This is a genomic window from Nocardioides alcanivorans (assembly GCF_021555175.1).
Classification (GTDB): Bacteria; Actinomycetota; Actinomycetes; order Propionibacteriales; family Nocardioidaceae; genus Nocardioides; species Nocardioides alcanivorans.
In genome coordinates this window covers 33,921-48,779 of sequence record NZ_JAKGRW010000031.1, presented here as the reverse complement: position 1 = coordinate 48,779, position 14,859 = coordinate 33,921, and the positions used below count along the sequence as shown (strand labels likewise).

Annotated in this window: 19 protein-coding genes and 3 pseudogenes; 4 read left to right on the top strand and 18 right to left on the bottom strand. The window is 69.6% G+C overall.

From position 1 onward, the window contains the following. Positions 1-49 precede the first annotated feature (49 nt). On the bottom strand, positions 50-739 hold the full coding sequence (locus tag L1066_RS16235) for a hypothetical protein (RefSeq protein WP_235737305.1): 690 nt from the start codon (positions 737-739) through the stop codon (positions 50-52). Between the two features lie 179 nt (positions 740-918). After that, positions 919-2,421, bottom strand: a complete 1,503-nt coding sequence (locus L1066_RS16230) for an SdrD B-like domain-containing protein (protein WP_235737304.1) — start codon at positions 2,419-2,421, stop codon at positions 919-921. A gap of 298 nt (positions 2,422-2,719) precedes the next feature. On the opposite strand from L1066_RS16230, the gene L1066_RS16225 reads away from it, so the two are divergent. Continuing rightward, entirely contained in the window at positions 2,720-3,415 is a 696-nt protein-coding gene (locus tag L1066_RS16225; protein ID WP_235737303.1) for a YcnI family copper-binding membrane protein, read from the top strand. Between the two features lie 7 nt (positions 3,416-3,422). Beyond that, positions 3,423-4,856, top strand: a complete 1,434-nt coding sequence (locus L1066_RS16220; protein WP_235737302.1) for a copper resistance CopC/CopD family protein — start codon at positions 3,423-3,425, stop codon at positions 4,854-4,856. 51 nt (positions 4,857-4,907) lie between these two features. On the opposite strand, the pseudogene L1066_RS16215 reads toward L1066_RS16220, so the two are convergent. From L1066_RS16215 to L1066_RS16205, 3 genes and pseudogenes are all read right to left on the bottom strand, one after another. After that, positions 4,908-5,692, bottom strand: a pseudogene (locus L1066_RS16215) (SDR family NAD(P)-dependent oxidoreductase). Between the two features lie 59 nt (positions 5,693-5,751). Beyond that, positions 5,752-6,984, bottom strand: a complete 1,233-nt coding sequence (locus L1066_RS16210) for a flavin-containing monooxygenase (protein WP_235737326.1) — start codon at positions 6,982-6,984, stop codon at positions 5,752-5,754. Between the two features lie 122 nt (positions 6,985-7,106). Next, positions 7,107-7,190, bottom strand: a pseudogene (locus L1066_RS16205) (hypothetical protein); the annotation flags it as partial. Positions 7,191-7,352: 162 nt separating this feature from the next. Between L1066_RS16205 and L1066_RS16200 the strand changes: the two are divergent. Continuing rightward, the gene (locus L1066_RS16200) at positions 7,353-7,745 is read left to right on the top strand and encodes a TetR/AcrR family transcriptional regulator (RefSeq protein ID WP_235737301.1); all 393 of its coding nucleotides are present in this window, start codon (positions 7,353-7,355) and stop codon (positions 7,743-7,745) included. Then, positions 7,739-7,945 (top strand): hypothetical protein, encoded by a 207-nt coding sequence (locus L1066_RS16195; protein ID WP_235737300.1) that lies wholly within the window; start codon positions 7,739-7,741, stop codon positions 7,943-7,945. The genes L1066_RS16200 and L1066_RS16195 overlap by 7 nt, the downstream gene beginning before the upstream one ends. A 9-nt stretch (positions 7,946-7,954) precedes the next feature. On the opposite strand, the gene L1066_RS16190 is transcribed toward L1066_RS16195, so the two are convergent. From L1066_RS16190 to L1066_RS16135, 13 genes and pseudogenes are all read right to left on the bottom strand, one after another. Next, positions 7,955-8,554, bottom strand: a complete 600-nt coding sequence (locus L1066_RS16190; RefSeq protein ID WP_235737325.1) for a sensor histidine kinase — start codon at positions 8,552-8,554, stop codon at positions 7,955-7,957. After that, entirely contained in the window at positions 8,506-9,138 is a 633-nt protein-coding gene (locus L1066_RS16185; protein WP_235737299.1) for a HAMP domain-containing protein, read from the bottom strand. Before L1066_RS16185 ends, L1066_RS16190 begins: the two co-directional genes overlap by 49 nt. Beyond that, positions 9,129-9,389, bottom strand: a complete 261-nt coding sequence (locus L1066_RS16180) for a hypothetical protein (RefSeq protein WP_235737298.1) — start codon at positions 9,387-9,389, stop codon at positions 9,129-9,131. The genes L1066_RS16185 and L1066_RS16180 overlap by 10 nt, the downstream gene beginning before the upstream one ends. A 4-nt stretch (positions 9,390-9,393) precedes the next feature. Further along, on the bottom strand, positions 9,394-10,107 hold the full coding sequence (locus L1066_RS16175) for a response regulator transcription factor (RefSeq protein ID WP_283095468.1): 714 nt from the start codon (positions 10,105-10,107) through the stop codon (positions 9,394-9,396). Positions 10,108-10,184: 77 nt separating this feature from the next. Beyond that, the gene (locus L1066_RS16170; protein ID WP_235737297.1) at positions 10,185-11,195 is read right to left on the bottom strand and encodes a signal peptidase I; all 1,011 of its coding nucleotides are present in this window, start codon (positions 11,193-11,195) and stop codon (positions 10,185-10,187) included. Then, positions 11,195-11,458: a hypothetical protein gene (locus tag L1066_RS16165; protein WP_376707692.1), complete on the bottom strand. Its 264-nt coding sequence runs from the start codon at positions 11,456-11,458 to the stop codon at positions 11,195-11,197. Before L1066_RS16165 ends, L1066_RS16170 begins: the two co-directional genes overlap by 1 nt. Continuing rightward, the gene (locus tag L1066_RS28795; protein ID WP_376707694.1) at positions 11,434-11,739 is read right to left on the bottom strand and encodes a SipW-dependent-type signal peptide-containing protein; all 306 of its coding nucleotides are present in this window, start codon (positions 11,737-11,739) and stop codon (positions 11,434-11,436) included. The genes L1066_RS16165 and L1066_RS28795 overlap by 25 nt, the downstream gene beginning before the upstream one ends. Before the next feature lie 203 nt (positions 11,740-11,942). Then, entirely contained in the window at positions 11,943-12,416 is a 474-nt protein-coding gene (locus L1066_RS16155) for a S26 family signal peptidase (protein ID WP_235737294.1), read from the bottom strand. 17 nt (positions 12,417-12,433) lie between these two features. Continuing rightward, positions 12,434-12,568 carry a hypothetical protein gene (locus tag L1066_RS26885; protein ID WP_283095467.1) on the bottom strand — a complete coding sequence of 45 codons (135 nt, stop codon included), beginning with the start codon at positions 12,566-12,568 and terminating at the stop codon, positions 12,434-12,436. Between the two features lie 92 nt (positions 12,569-12,660). Beyond that, a pseudogene (locus tag L1066_RS28790) lies at positions 12,661-12,984 on the bottom strand (alternate-type signal peptide domain-containing protein); the annotation flags it as partial. A gap of 204 nt (positions 12,985-13,188) precedes the next feature. Next, positions 13,189-13,743, bottom strand: coding sequence for a sensor histidine kinase (locus tag L1066_RS16150; RefSeq protein WP_235737293.1), 555 nt, complete (start codon positions 13,741-13,743; stop codon positions 13,189-13,191). Then, positions 13,740-14,504 (bottom strand): GAF domain-containing protein, encoded by a 765-nt coding sequence (locus L1066_RS16145; RefSeq protein ID WP_376707691.1) that lies wholly within the window; start codon positions 14,502-14,504, stop codon positions 13,740-13,742. The genes L1066_RS16150 and L1066_RS16145 overlap by 4 nt, the downstream gene beginning before the upstream one ends. Next, positions 14,474-14,857 (bottom strand): GAF domain-containing protein, encoded by a 384-nt coding sequence (locus L1066_RS16135; RefSeq protein ID WP_235737292.1) that lies wholly within the window; start codon positions 14,855-14,857, stop codon positions 14,474-14,476. Before L1066_RS16135 ends, L1066_RS16145 begins: the two co-directional genes overlap by 31 nt. Positions 14,858-14,859 lie beyond the last annotated feature (2 nt).

Genomic DNA, 14,859 nt, shown 5'->3' with positions numbered 1-14,859 from the left:
ACCACGAAGTCCCAGGTGCTGAGGAACGCGCCGTCCGCGGACTGCACCATCAGCTGGGCGCAGCGGTCCTCGCCGCACTCCTGCCCCGAGGTGGTGGTGCCGTCGAAGATGAAGGTTCCGGCGACGTACTCAACCTGGTCGGGGAGAGCAGCGGAACGCCTTGGGCTGCCTCGAACTCCTGCTTGAACGCCGCGCCCTCACCGGTCTCGGCGAGTGCGACCTGCATGGCGACGTCCGCCTCGTCGGTCGAGGTCGGAACCTGCAGCCCGGCGCTGCTCTGCGAGGCGATGACCGCGCCGCCGACCAGGTCGACCACTTGCTGATAGCCCCTGTTGGCGGTGTAGTCGTAGAGGTTCACCACCACTTGGCGTCCGGTGGAGTCGATGTCCTCGGGGAGATCGGCATAGAGGAACTCCATGCCGGGCTCGCCCTTCACGTTGGTCGCGCCCTTCGGGATGCTGGCATCCGTGGTGGCGAGGTGGATCGCGTACCCGGTCTCCTCGGCCGACAGCGGTGCCCGTGGTGCCCCCAGCTCCGGCTTGGCGGTCGGCAGGCTTCCGTCGCCGAGCACGGCGAATTTGCCGTCGCCGTCGCCGTCCCCGGCACCGCTGGCCGCCTGCTGTCCCCAGTTCGCCGAGACGACCACCGCGAGGGCGGCCACTCCGACGGCAGGGATGACGAGGAGCTTCCGCACTCCGGGCGCGTTCATCAATGCATTCACATGCACTCCCTTGTTCATGGTCACGACGCCCCCGGATCGCGGAGGGGTCGAACCCCGTTCATCGAGGCTGAGAGGAACCTATGAACGTGCAGATCCCCGAGAGTTTCCGATCCGTTTCAACCAGGTTCCCCGGGGCTCTCGATCAGTTAACTGTCAGTCCGCCTCAAATGAGACCGGGGTGGCCTCCGTCGTCCGGGTCAGCGCACCTTGGCCTTCTTCGCCACCTTGGTGGCCGAGGTGCTGGGGTTGCCGGCGAACTTCGCCACCACCTTCCGCGTGCCTTTCGGAACCTTGGTGAGAGTCACCTTGGCCGTGCCTGCCTTCAGCTTCACGATGCGTCGCACCGACTTCTTGCCGGCCTTGACGGTGAAGGTCACCTTGCCGGAGCGGGCGCCGGTACTGGTCAGCGTGAAGGTCGCCTTGATCCTTCCCTTCTTCCCACTGAGCTTGAGCTTGGCGGAGCCAGCTGCCTTCGCGATCCTCACGGCGGACGAGCCTGCCGACGCGGTGCCGCCGGGGGTGGTCACCGTGACGCGTGCCGAGAGCGAGCGGCCCACATCGGCTCGCGTCGGCCGGTAGGTGGCGGCGGTTGCGCCGTCGATCGGGGAGCCGTTGCGCAGCCAGGCGTACGACGTGGCCGTGGGGGTCGCCGACCAGGTGCCCGGGGATGCCGTGAGCATGCCGCCGACACGCGTCGTGCCACTCACTCGCGGCGCCGTGACGACCGTCGGTGGGCTGACGACGCTCCCGACCGTGACGCCCGCGGACGTCACAGTCGTGCTGGTGTGCCCGGGCGCGCTGGCGGTGACCCGCAACGAGATCGTGGCGCCCGCGTCGCTGGCGGTCACGACGTACGTCGTCCCGGTTGCGCCGCTGATCGGGTTGCCGTTGCGCAGCCACTGTCGGGCGACGGTTGCGCTCGACGGTTGCCAGACGCCGGTGTCGGCAGTCAGTGTGCTCCCGATGACCGCGCTCCCCGAGATGGCGGGTGCGGTGACGGAGGTGACGGAGACCGTCGTGCCCCCGGTCACCGGTGCCGTCGGAGCGCTGACCGCTTGCTCCTGCATGCCGTCGCGGGAGGCGATGATCCGCACTGCGATGGCCGCGCCGGCGTCGGCGTTGGTCAGGGTGTAGGTCGTCCCCGTTGCGCCGCTGATCGGGTTGCCATCGCGCAGCCACTGGCGGGTGACGCTGATCCCGCCGCTGGAGAGCAACGGGAACCACGTGCCGTTCGCGGCGCTCAGGGTGGTGCCGACGGCCGCAGTGCCCGTGATGGTGGGGGCGGTCAGGTTCTCGGCAACGGCGGTGATGTGGGCGTCAGCGCGAACCTGCTGGCTCTTGCCGAGTGTGAGCGCCGTTGAGGACTCCATGTTCGGGGCGTTCCACCACCATTCCTCGACGCCTTCGTTCTGGTTCTCGAAACGGATCGTGTAGTCACCTGCGTCCAGGCCGGTGAAGGTGTAGTCGCCCTCGGGGTCGGTCACCGTGTCCTTCACGAAGACGCCGTCGGCGGTGTAGAGCCACACGTCGAGGCCGGTGGATATCGACGGAGTGCTGCCTCCGATGGGGGTGGTGGTGACGTGGCCGACGATCGAAGCGGTCGGACTCGTGGAGTGGGCGGGTGCCACGGCCATGGCCGAGACGGCCAGGGTCAGGCCGATCATCGGGCCGACGGCTCGGCGAACACAGGGACGCATCATGGGACTCCTCGACAGGCATTTGCGGGTTCTCTTGGCCTCGACCATCAGCGCTTCGCGTTAATGGTGGTTTTCGGTCCTGTTGCGCAGTCGATGCTGCGATCGCGACTTCGGTGAAGACCGGGTCACCTCAAACGAGACCGGCGGGTCTCGTTTGAGGTGACACACAGTTCATCCGCACCTCGGCCCGTTCACAGCGCCAACATCTGGGCACAACCTCGGCGCAACGTCACCGGCCAAGGCTGGCCGCGGTCCCGAGACTCCCGGGGCCCGATGTCCCCTGCGAGATCCGAGGTGCCCCATGTCCCGAGTCCCGATGCTTCCCGTCTCCGTCGGCCCGCGCGCGGCCCTGACCAGCTTGGTCACCGGCGCCACGCTGGTCGTCCTCGCTGCGCCTGTCACAGCGCATGTGGGGGTCACCAGCACCGACAGCGCGCCGGGCTCCTCGGTGGTGGCCAGCTTCGCGGTGGGTCACGGATGTGCGGGGTCGCCGACGACTGCGCTGACCATCGACATTCCTGCCGAGCTGAGTTCCGTCACCCCGGTGCGGCACCCCGCTTGGGAGGTCGCCACCACCCACGCCGATGCCGCCGACGAGGAGGCGGGGGAGCACGGACACGACGACGCGGGACGTGTCGCCAGCGTGACCTTCACCGCCCGCGAACCGCTGCCCGACGGCATCCGCGATGCCGTCCAGCTCGCCTTCACGCTCCCCGAGCGTGAAGGCACCGACCTGGTCTTCCCGACCGTGCAGGTGTGCGAGGAGGGCGAGACCGCGTGGACCCAGGTCGCGGCGTCGGGCCAGGACCCACACGACCTGGAGTCGCCGGCACCGGTCCTGACCGTCGGCGTGGCAACCACGCAGGACGACGCATCGGAGGGGGCGGAGTCCGATGCAGCGGTGACGTCGTCGCTCACCTGGTCCACCGCGGCACTCGCCGTGGTCGCGTTGCTCCTGTCCGGTGGCGCCCTCGCGCGGACCCGCGGCAGAGGCTGAGCACGGGGTGCGCTGGATCACCGGCCTGCTGACTGCGCTGTTCCTGACGTTTGCTGCTGCGGCTCCCGCGCAGGCGCATGCCGCGCTGATCGCGTCGAACCCTGCGGCTGGTGCTTTGCTGGAGGCGGCACCGACCACGTTCGTCCTGGAGTTCAGTGAGGACGTCGCGTTGGTGAGCGGGAATGCGTTGTTGCTGCCCGACGGCACGACCCTGGAACTCGAGGGGACCGGCGGCGGGCGACGGCTTCGGGTGAACGCGCCTGCCTCCGACCAACTGGGCACGCACGTGCTGACCTGGCGGGTGCTCTCGCAGGACGGTCACGTCATCAGCGGCTCCCTGCCCTTCGCAGTCGGTGAGGAGTCCGCGCTCGTGCCACCACGTGCGGTCGATGACGGTGGGATCGAGCTGCGCTCCCTGTTGGCCGTGCTCGTGTTGGTGGGCGCCGTACTCGTCGTCGGCCTGGCCTGGTCCCGGGGACTGGCGCCACCAAGCCGTCGCCGCACCGCGCTGCTTTGCGGCGCCGCCGTGACAGCGGCTGGGAGTGCCCTGGGGAGGCTTCTCGTGCTCCGGGCCGATGTGGGCGCCTGGGTCGGGATCGAGGTCGCCGCCGTCGTGCTGCTCGCCGCTGGTCTGGTGCTCTGCGTCACCGGTGCGCCCTGGGGACGGTCCTGGGGAGGGTTCGCCGTCCTCCTCGGCCTCGCGGCAGTGGGGCACAGCAGGGTGACGGCCCATCCGTGGCTGAGCGGAGCTGCCGACGTCGTGCATGCGGCTGCGGCAGCGGTGTGGGTGGGAGGTCTGGTCGTCCTGGCCCTCGATGGGCGCGGGCTCGAACCGGTGGATCGGCTGAGCAGCTATCGACGCTTCGCCCGGCGCGCTCTCGCCGCGCTGGTGGTGGTCGCCGTCTCCGGGACGGTGCTCAGCGTTCAGATCCTCGGTTCCTGGCATGCCCTGGTCGCCAGTGCGCACGGGAGGCTGCTGCTCCTCAAGGTCGGCCTCGTCATCGTGGCTGTCCTGCTCGGACTGGCCCATCGGCTCGCTCTCGCCCGGCGTGCTGCAGGAGACGGTCCGACGGTCCTGAGCCGGATCACGCGGGTCGAGGCGGCCCTCCTGGTCGCGGTGCTGGTGGCCACCGGGCTGCTTGGCGAGCTCTCCTCGAGCCGGCTCGGTCGGGGCCGAGCCTGGTGGAGCGACACGTCGAGGTCGGTGACCTGGTGGTGCGGGTCCGGATGGCGCCGGCGACGGTCGGCCCCAACCAGGTCGAGGTCGAGGTGCGTGACGGTGCCGGAGCGTGGGTCCCGCTCGCGGCACCGGCGCGGCTCGTCCTGCGGCAGGGTGAGCGCAGGGTGGGCGGCGAGATGCGTCCCGTCGCGGAGGGTCAGTTGCTCACCACGGTGCTGCCCGGCCCGGGACGGTGGCAGTTGGACGTGTCGCTGCGGCTGAGCCGCTTCGAGGAGCCGGTGGTCAGCGTTCCGGTCGACGTGTCCGCCGGCGCTACTTCGTGATCTCCGCCTTCTTGGCGGGGATCACTCGCCGCGAGCCCCAGGCCACGATGTCCTGGTAGAAGGAACCGGTCAGCTTCGCCCAGTGATGGATGAGGTGGGCGTCGATGCCGACGAGCTGACGTGCCTTGCCGGACTGGGCGGCGTCGAGGATGATCCGCGCCGCCCTGGCCGGTTCCATCCGGGCGAGCTTCTCGTCGAAGATCTTGTCGATCGAGGAGGCGTCCTGGCTGGCGGTCTTGCGGCCGTTGCGTGCGATGCCGGTCTTGATGCCGCCGGGGTGCACGCAGGTGACGCTGACCGGGTGGCGGTTGGCGAGCATCTCCTCGCGGACCGACTCGGTGAAGCCACGCACCGCATACTTCGTGGCGTTGTAGGCAGACTGGCCGGGCATGGAGACCAGCCCGAAGAGGCTGGAGAGGTTGACCAGCGCGCCGTCGCCGGACGCGATCAGGTGGGGAGGAACTCCTTGGTGCCGTTGACGACTCCGTTGAAGTTGACTCCGACGATCCAGTCGAACTCCTCGTAGGTCATCTCCTCGAAGTCGCCGGTCATCGAGACACCGGCGTTGTTGATGACCATGTTGACGGTGCCGAACTGATCGGCGACCGCTTGCGCCCAGGTGCCCATCGTGTCGCGGTCGGCGACGTCGATGACGTCGGAGCGCACCTCGACGTCCCCCTGGGCCTTGAGGAGCGAGACCGTCTCGGCCAGGCCCTCGGGGTTCCAGTCGGAGATGGCCAGGCGGGCGCCCCGGCCGGCGGCGAGCAGGGCCATCTCTCGCCCCATGCCGCTGCCGGCACCGGTGATCACGACGACCTTGTTGTGGAGTGACTTCATGCCGGGACCTTCTTCTCGTCGGTGCGCTTGGAGGCAGGGGTGTCCAGAAGGGGAGTGACGTCGTACGCCGACTCGTCGAATCGGGAGAGCAGGTGACGGAAGACGAAGGTACTGCGAGGCCACAGGGTGGTGTTGCGTCCGTGCTCGTCGAGATACCAGCTCGCGCATCCACCGGTGTTCCACACGGTGTCCTGCATTCGGCGCTGGAGGTCGGCGTTCCAGGCGTCCTGGTGGTCGCGTTTCGGTTCGACGGTGCCCAGACCGTCGCGACGCATGGTGCGGATCGCGTCGGTCACGTAGGCGAGCTGCGACTCGATGATGAAGACCATGCTCGAGTGGCCCAGGCCGGTGTTGGGGCCGACGATCTGGAAGAGGTTGGGGAACCCGTGGACCGTCGTGCCCTTGTAGGCGACCTGACCGTGGTCGGCCCACGCCTTGGCGAGCGACTGACCGCCGCGGCCGTGCACGTGCTGGGCGATCGGCTGCTCGGTGGTGTGGAAACCGGTGGCCACGACGAGGACGTCGATGGGTCGCTCGGTGCCGTCGTTGCTGACGATCGAGGTGGGTGTCACGCGGGCGATGCCGTCGGTGACGAGGTCGACGTTGTCGGCGTCGAGGGCCGGGTAGTAGCGGTTGGAGATCAGGATCCGCTTGCAGCCGATCTCGTAGTCGGGCGTCACCTTGGCGCGGAGCTCGGGGTCCTTGATGCCCCGGCGAATGTTGCGCAGGGCGAGTTGCTTGGCGGGAAAGGCGAGCTTCGGGATCTTGGTGAACGCCGGCACGTAGGTCTCGCGTCCCCAGTAGATCGCCGTGCGCGAGAGCTTCTGAACCAGCGGGAGGTTGCGGAAGGCGAACTTCTCGAGCTCGGAGTACTTGTGCTCGTTGCGGGGGATGATCCACGGCGCGGTGCGCTGGTAGACGTCGAGGTGCCCCGCGATCTTCTGGAGCTCGGGCACGATCTGGATCGCCGAGGCGCCGGTGCCGATCACGGCGATCCGCTTGCCGGCGAGGTCGGCCTCGTGGTTCCACCGGGCGGAGTGGAAGATCTCGCCCGCGAACTCCTCGATGCCCGCGATGTCGGGGAGCCTGGGCTCGGAGAGACCGCCCGCCGCACTGATGAGAGTGGTGGCAGTGATCGTGGTGCCGTCGGAGAGGGAGACCCGCCACTGTTGCGCGTCCTCGTCCCACCTGGCGTCCTCGGCTGCGGTGTCGAACCGGAACCGGTCCAGGGTCCCGGACTCCTCGGCGACTCGGTTGATGTAGGCCTCGATCTCCGGTTGGGGGAGAAGGACGCCGACCAGTCGGGGTTGGGGGCGAAGGAGAAGGAGTAGAGCTGGCTGGGGACGTCGCAGGCGGCTCCCGGGTAGCTGTTGGCGCGCCAGGTGCCGCCGATCCCGCCGTCCTTCTCGATCACGAGGAAGTTGCGCTCGCCCATCTCGTCGAGCTTGATGGCGGCGCCGAGGCCGCCGAAGCCGGCGCCGATGACCAGGTGGTCCACGTGGACTGGAGTGCTCATGACTCGACGGTAATGAACGTATTGAACAAACGTCAATAGAATCGGAGGACCCAATTGACGATTGTTCAGTAAGGTGGGGCCATGGCTTCCTCCCCACGCGTCCGACTCGACCCGGAGACCCGCCGGGAACAGTTGCTGGAGTTGGGGGTGCGACTCCTGGCGACCCGCTCGCTCGACCAGCTCTCCATCGAGACGTTGTCGGAGGAGGCAGGGGTCTCGCGCGGGTTGCTCTACCACTACTTCGGCAACAAGCAGCAGTTCCACGAGGCCGTCGTACGCCGCGCCGCCGATGACCTCATCGACGCCACCAGCCCGCCGCCGGGTGAGGACCAGCTCGAACGACTGGCCCACTCGATGGAGGCCTACCTCGACTACGTCGTCGACAACCACGAGGGCTACCTGTCCCTGGTCCGGGGGCAGCCAGCGGCGACGAAGCGCTGCGGGCGATCTACCAGGAGTCACGCGCGGTGCTGACCGACCGGCTCTTCATCGAGGATCCGCACGGGTTGATGCTTCCCGACACCCCGCAGACCCGGTTGCTGGTGCACGCTTGGGCGGCGATGGCCGAGGGGCTGGTGCTCCGGTGGGCGGAGGAGCCCGACGGGGTCAGCCGCGACGAGGTGTTGACCATGCTGAGTGAGTCGTTGCCGGCGTTGCTCGGTCTGGTGCGCTGACCGGACCGGTCAGGCCGCGGGCAGCTGGAGGGTGAGTCGAGTCTCGCCGGGACGGGAGGCCAGTGAGACGGTGCCGCCCTGGGCGGTGAGGATCGCGCGCACCATCGAGAGGCCGAGGCCGGATCCGCCGCCCTGGCCGCGGGTGCGCGCGGCATCGCCGCGCGTGAACCGGTCGAAGGCGACCGGCAGCAGGGCGGGGTCGAAGCCCGGGCCATCGTCGGTGACGGTGATCTCGACGGGGGTCGTGGGTGTGGCTCCGCGCCGCGCGGAGACCACGACCGTCGTGCCCTCGGGCGTGTGCCGGCGGGCGTTCTCCAGCAGGTTGCGCACCACCTGACGCAGCCGCTCCTCGTCGCCCACCGCCTCGACCGCCACCGACGGAAGATCAAGGCGCCAGTGGTGGGCAGGCCCGAGGACGCGGGAGTCGGAGACCGATTCGATCAGGAGCCGGGTGACGTCGACGGGCTCGTGGCGCAGCGGCCGGCCCGCGTCGAGCCGGGCGAGGAGGAGCAGGTCCTCGACCAGTCCCGACATGCGCTCTGCCTCGGTCTCGACCTTGTTCAGTGCCGCGGCCTGCGTGGCCGGGTCGCCGGGTGCTCGGCGCGACAGCTCGGAGTAGCCCTTGATGGTGGCCAGGGGGTGCGCAGCTCGTGGGAGGCGTCGGCGACGAACCGGCGCACCTGTTGCTCGCTGCGGTGGCGGGCGTCCAGCGACGACTCCACGTGGCTGAGCAGGCTGTTGAGTGCCCCGCCCACCTGTCCGACCTCCGTGGTCTCGTCGGTGAGGTGTTCGGGCACTCGCTCCGTGACGCCGATCGCCCCGGAGGCCAGCGGCAGCTCCGCCACCCGGTGGGCGGTCTCCGCAACCTCGCGCAGCGGTCGCAGGTGGCGCCGTACCAGCACGAAGGCGAGGCAACCGGTCAGCGAGGTCACGCCGACGGCGAGCAGGAGCTGCCACCGGATGAGCCAGGTGACCGACTGGTCGACCTCGTCGGTGGGCAGGCCGGCGAGGTAGCGGGTGCCGTGGCGCTCGGTGGCCCGGACGCGGTAGGACCCGTGTCCGGGCACGTCGACGGTGACCGTCTCGTTGCCCTCGACCTCCGTGAGCACGTCCAGCGCCTCGCTGGACAGGCTCGTGCTGGAGGTTGCGGTGAGCACCTCGCCACTGCTGCCCGACTCGTCGATCACCACCATGAGGGAGTCGACGGACTGGCGCGGGATGTCGCCGAAGGGGCGGTCGTCCGGGGGAGGGAGGCGGGGAAGTGCTGGTCGCCGGCGGCGCGTTCCACGCGCTGGAGGGTGGCCGCGACGTCCTGGTCGAGCTGCTCGGTGAGCTGGTTGCGCATCGCCACGGTGGTGAGCGAGACGATGGCGACACAGACGAGGGCGACCAGCAGCACCACGGTGATCGTGAGCCGCGAGGTCAGTGACGAGGCGCGCTTCATCGCTCTAGGCCGGCTTCAGGACGTAGCCCGCGCCGCGCATGGTGTGGATCATCGGATCGCGACCGGCATCGATCTTCTTGCGGAGGTAGGAGATGTAGAGCTCCACGACGTTGGCCTGACCGCCGAAGTCGTACTCCCACACCCGGTCGAGGATCTGGGCCTTGGAGAGCACCCGACGGGGGTTGCGCATGAGGTAGCGGAGCAGCTCGAACTCGGTTGCCGTCAGCTTGATCTCCGCACCGGCCCGGAAGACCTCGTGGCTCTCCTCGTCGAGCGTGAGGTCGCCCACCACGAGGGTGGCGGTGCTGAGCGTGGTGCCGGCCCCAGTGCGACGCATCAGGCCACGGAGTCGGGCGACGAGCTCCTCGAGACTGAACGGTTTGGTCACGTAGTCGTCGCCGCCGGCGGTGAGCCCGGCGATGCGGTCCTCCACCGCATCCTTCGCGGTGAGGAAGACGACGGGTACGCCGTCACGGTGGGCCCGCAGCCGGCGCAACACCTCGAGGCCGTCGAAGTCGGGCAGCATCATGTCGAGCGCCACGGCGTCGGGACGGAAGTCGCGAGCCGTCGCCACCGCGTCGGTGCCGGTGTGGGCCATCTTGACCTCCCAGCCCTCGAGGCGCAGCGCCATCGCCACGAGTTCGGCGATGTTGACCTCGTCGTCCACCACCAGCACCCGCAAGGGGCTCCCGTCGGGCCGGGTCAGCTGTTCGCTCATGGAGCCAGTCTGATGCCTTCACCCTCGATGTTCTCTGTGCGAACCCTGTGGGATTGCTGTGAGGAGCTCTCGGCCGCTCAGCAGCTGATCTCGTGGCCGAGCTGCCCGGCACGCACGGTGAGGGTGCTGCCGGTGGACGAGCTCCAGTCGGTACCGTCCAACGAGCCGAGGACGGTGACCCGGTAGTCCCCCGGACCGGGGAAGTCGCTGCGAGGGAGCGTGGTGACCACCTTGCCGTTGCCGTTGGGAGGCGTGTCGACGACATGGGTGCTGATCGGATCCGACGGATCGGTCGAGTAGCTCACCAGCAGATAGCGATAGCCGGCCGGCGTACCGGTCACGGCCGGCCACCCGAGATAGACGCGGCCACTGAAGATCTCGCCGTTGGTGCAGTCGATCGACGCCGGTGCCGGCACGGTGAGTGCGGAGGCAGGAGCGGTGACGGTCGCCGTGTCGCTGAAGGCCGCCAGGGTGGAGTTGACCGTCGAGCCGCCCAAGGCGGTGCCGGCGGTCAGCAGCGCGAGCGCCACCGAGCCCAGAGCGATGCCAGCGGCGACCGGCTTCTTGTCGGTCACCGTGGCGGTCCGCGTGGTGCGAGTGTCGGCACCACCGCTCGACCGGCGCCGGAAGGTGAGCACCAGCAGCCCCGCGGCCCCGGCACCGGCGATGAAGACGGCGTACGGCGACGAGAGTGCGTCGACGACATGGCCCCATTGGTTGACGTGCCACACGACCCGGTCGACCTCGGTGACCGGGTAGGGCTCGGAGTCGGGTTGTGCATTGGCGTCGCCCTGGAGGGTGAGCAGCACCTGGTTGCCGTCGGCTGTCACGTCGGTGACGCGGTGCGTGATCCTGCGGCCGTCGCTGTCGACCACGCTGACGACGTCACCGACCGCGACCTCGGAGGCGTCGACGGTGTGGGAGACCGCGAGTGCTCCGGTGTCCATGTCGGGTCCCATCGATCCCGACTTGAAGACCAGCAGGTGCGCACCGAGGAGGGGCGAGGCCAGTGCGACGATCGCGCACAGCACGCCCAGGACTGCGCCCGAGGTGAGGGCCACCTCGCGCAGTGCTCGCCGGGCGCTCATCACTGCTCCGCCTCGATGGAGAAGGCCAGCGTGGTCGACTTCGACTGCATCGAGTTGGGTGCGTCGGGGGAGAGCCCCACGACTACGCAGAAGCTGGCGGTGCCTCCCGAGGCGAGGATTGCCGCCGCGGTCGGGAGGGCCGTCGCGCTGGTGTCGATCGGGGTGTCGGTGAGCGCCGTGGGGGTGCCGCCCTCACAGCTGCCGATCCGGTCATTGTTGCCGTGACCGCCGGTGTTCGTCACCCCGGTCGGGTTGCGCACCATGGTGATCCGGAGTCCGTTCGCCCCGGAGAGGGCATCGGTGGCGGTCGACACCGACCCCTGCCAGGTGAGAGGGATCGAGCCGGCGTTCCCAATCGTGAGCATCTGGGCGATGCTCTCCCCGGAGCCAGGTCGGAGAGGGTGAGGCTGGCGTGCTGCCACGAGCCGCCCTGCCCGCCGAGCTGGTCGGCGGAGGCCTCGCCGACTCGGAGGTCGAGGGTGCCGGTGGCGAAGGAACCACTGGTGACCGTGGCGCTGTCGGTCCAGGCGGCCAACGTGCCCATCTGGGCGACGCCGAGCAACAGGCCGAGGCTGAGCACCGCCCGGATCCGACCGCCGGAGCTCCGTTCAGAGGGTGACCGGTGTGCGCGTCGTTGCATCTGCTTCCTCTCCGTTCTTTCGTCCACTGCGTTCGAGCTCGGTCATCGAGGGGTTGCCTCGCCGGTCCGCCGACGCCGTGCTCCGTCCCGAACGGAGCCGATCGCCATCAACGCCGCGTAGCCGAGCAGGAGGGCGGCGATGCCGAACACGGCCACCTGGCGTTGGTCGGGGCCGAGCAGGTTGTTGACCCGCCCGAGGTGAGGCACGGCGTACCAGAGTTCGCCGCGCACCTGCACCGGTCGCACCCACTGCGAGTCGGGGGCCGGGTTGGCGTCACCCTGCGTGCGCAGCACCGGGTGCCGGTGGCGTCGAGGCCCACGGCGACCACCCGGTGGGTGACCACGGTCTCCTTGCCCGACTCGAGCTGATAGGTGATGACGTCGCCGATCCCGATCTCCTCGACCGGGGTCGGCCGGACCACTGCGAGGGTGCCGGGAGGCAGGCCGGGGCGCATCGAGCCGGTCACCACGGTGTAGGGCGTCGCGCCCGCCAGCCGGGGCACCACGACCGCGACGACCAGCACCGCGGTCGTGGCCACCACCCATGACCAGGCGAGGATGCGCCCGACCTGCTTCCTCATCGTCCTGGCGTCCGTGTTCAGGCGCCCGGCTGGAGCTGGGTGAGCTGGACGGTGAGGTCGTCCAACGATGCGACCAGGTCCTGGGTGTCGTTGGCGTTGACCGTGTCGACGTCACCGAACGGGAAGTCGACCTCGACCACGACGGTGACCACGTCGCCGTCGTTGGCCTCGGAGATGGTCGCCGGGGCGGGGAGCCATCGATCGTGTAGGTGGCGCTCACCGGGAGTTCCAGTGTGGTCGGGGTGGCGTCGCCGCCGATCTCCGCCTCGACACTCTCCGGTGTGGTGAGCTCGGCGGCGAGATTGTCACCGGAGGCATTGATGGTGAAGGTGAACTCCTGGCTGATCGAGTCGCCGGGGACGATCGAGGTGACGTCCTGGCCGGCGAGCTCGCCGTCTGCGTGCACCCAGCCGGTGGAACTGGCATCGCTCAGGGACAGGTGACCGGTGGCGATGTCGCTTCCACCGACGGCGGCGCTGTCGCTCCAGTAGGCGAGCGAACCGGCTCCGCCGAGCAGCAGGACGGCGGCGGTACCGGCGGCGAGGGCGCCCTTGGTGTGCTTCTTCATCTGTGCCTTCCTCTCTCACGCACGGGGTCACCGGCGTGAGTTCGCGATCTGGACGGGATGTCCGACAGCTGTGGGGGTTGTCCCTTGCTGTCCACTCCATCGTCGTCTCGCGGACGCGTCAGGATCAGGGTCCGGGAGCCCGGATCCAAGGGACCTTGGTCCCGAGGTCCTCGGGACTCCCGACAGGCCGCGCGCTCGCGACGATCAGTGAGCGGTGTCGCGCAGTGGTACGGACCAGGTCAGTCGGGTACCGGTGCCCGGCGCGGATTCGAGGTCGACAGTGCCTTCACGCCGTGCAGCCCGCTCCCGGATGTTGGCCAGACCGCCCTCCGCGAAGTCGTCGGGGAGTCCGACCCCGTCGTCCTCGACCACGAGGGTCACCTCGGAGCCCGCGCGCAGGGAGACCCGCACGTGCGAGGAGTGAGCGTGCCGGCTGACATTCGAGAGTGCCTCGCTCAGGGCGGCGAGCACGTCGGCTGCCAGGTCTCCGGTCACGAGCGACCGGACCGGGCCCACGAAGTCCAGCTCGGGGCGGAACTTGAGGGTGCCACGGGCGCGCTCGACCAGTCGCGTCGCCTCCGCCTGGACATCGCCTCCGCCGGCGTCAGGGCCGAGCGCGAAGATCGTGCGCCGGATCTCACGGATGGTGGCGTCGACGTCATCGACGGCCTGCTCCAGCCGTTCGTGGGCGCGGGGGTGGTCCACCAGGCGGGCAGTGCCCTGCAGCCCGAGTCCGACAGCGAAGAGACGTTGGATCACCAGTCGTGCAGATCGCGGCCGATGCGGTCACGGTCCTCGAGCAGGGCCAGCCGTTCCCGGTCGTCCCGCAGCCGCGCCAGGTGCAGCGCGAGGGTGGCCTGCTCGGCGAAGCTGGCAGGCATCGAGAGGTCGAGACGGTGGTAGCTGTCGCGGTGCTCCGGTGTCCATCCCAGACCGAGAACCCCTTGCGTCCCGGCGCCCAGCCGGATCGGGACCAGGACGACGGGGCCGAGCTGCGGTCCGTCCGGCCCGCCGACCCGCGGAGCCCGGGCAACATCGGACGCCGTACCACCGGCGCCCGTGGTGAGGTCGTCGAGGGTGAGCGCGTCGCCCGTCGCGGCGACCTGGACCGCCAGGTAGCGGCCGAGTGCGAGCGACTCGCGCACGTCCGGGGTCATCGGGACCCCGGAGACGACCTCGAGGCGCAGCTGCTCGGGGTCCGTGCCCGAGGCGATGCAGGCGACGTCGGCCCGTGCGACTTCGCGAGCCCGGTCGACGATGGTCTGCAGGGCCTCTCGCCCGGAAACCGCGCCGGCCAGCATCCCGGTCACCTCCGCGGTCGCCTCCAGCCACCGCTGGCGCACTTCCGCCTCCTCGTAGAGCTGAGCGTTCTCGATGGCGACGCCAGCTGCTCCGGCGAGGGCGACGGCGATCTCCTCGTCACGATCGGAGAACTGGTCGGAACCGAGCTTGCCTGTGAGGTAGAGGTTGCCGAAGACCTGGCCGTGGATCAGGATCGGCACTCCGAGGAACGAGCGCATGGGGGATGCCCCGGCGGGACGCCGTACGACGCGGGGTGCTCGCTCATGTCGCGTAGCCGCAGCGGAACAGGATGCTCGAAGAGCAGTCCGAGGAGTCCGCGGCCGCGGGGTCGCTCCCCGACGGCCTGCTCCTCCTCGGGAGACATGCCGTGCTGGACGAAGGTCCGCAGTCGGCCCTCGGGGCCGGCGTCGAGGACCCCGAGGGCGGCATAGCGGGAGCCGACCAGTCGACTGCCGACCTGCACGATCCTGCGGAGGACTCGGTCGAGGTTGAGGTCGGCCGACATGCCAGCGACCGCACCGAGCAGCAGCCGCAGCTCGGTGTGGTCGTCCTCCGCCGCTCCCTCCCGCATCG

Coding starts and splice junctions, on each gene's coding strand:
- L1066_RS16200 (WP_235737301.1), top strand. CDS start 7,353: ATGGCTTCCTCCCCACGCGTCCGACTCGACCCGGAGACCCGCCGGGAA.
- L1066_RS16155 (WP_235737294.1), bottom strand. CDS start 12,416: ATGAGGAAGCAGGTCGGGCGCATCCTCGCCTGGTCATGGGTGGTGGCC.
- L1066_RS28795 (WP_376707694.1), bottom strand. CDS start 11,739: ATGGGCACGTTGGCCGCCTGGACCGACAGCGCCACGGTCACCAGTGGT.
- L1066_RS16170 (WP_235737297.1), bottom strand. CDS start 11,195: ATGAGCGCCCGGCGAGCACTGCGCGAGGTGGCCCTCACCTCGGGCGCA.
- L1066_RS16225 (WP_235737303.1), top strand. CDS start 2,720: ATGTCCCGAGTCCCGATGCTTCCCGTCTCCGTCGGCCCGCGCGCGGCC.
- L1066_RS16175 (WP_283095468.1), bottom strand. CDS start 10,107: ATGAGCGAACAGCTGACCCGGCCCGACGGGAGCCCCTTGCGGGTGCTG.
- L1066_RS16135 (WP_235737292.1), bottom strand. CDS start 14,857: ATGCGGGAGGGAGCGGCGGAGGACGACCACACCGAGCTGCGGCTGCTG.
- L1066_RS16235 (WP_235737305.1), bottom strand. CDS start 739: ATGAACAAGGGAGTGCATGTGAATGCATTGATGAACGCGCCCGGAGTG.
- L1066_RS16165 (WP_376707692.1), bottom strand. CDS start 11,458: ATGGTGCGCAACCCGACCGGGGTGACGAACACCGGCGGTCACGGCAAC.
- L1066_RS16185 (WP_235737299.1), bottom strand. CDS start 9,138: ATGGTGGTGATCGACGAGTCGGGCAGCAGTGGCGAGGTGCTCACCGCA.
- L1066_RS16145 (WP_376707691.1), bottom strand. CDS start 14,504: ATGCGCTCGTTCCTCGGAGTGCCGATCCTGATCCACGGCCAGGTCTTC.
- L1066_RS16230 (WP_235737304.1), bottom strand. CDS start 2,421: ATGATGCGTCCCTGTGTTCGCCGAGCCGTCGGCCCGATGATCGGCCTG.
- L1066_RS16180 (WP_235737298.1), bottom strand. CDS start 9,389: ATGAAGCGCGCCTCGTCACTGACCTCGCGGCTCACGATCACCGTGGTG.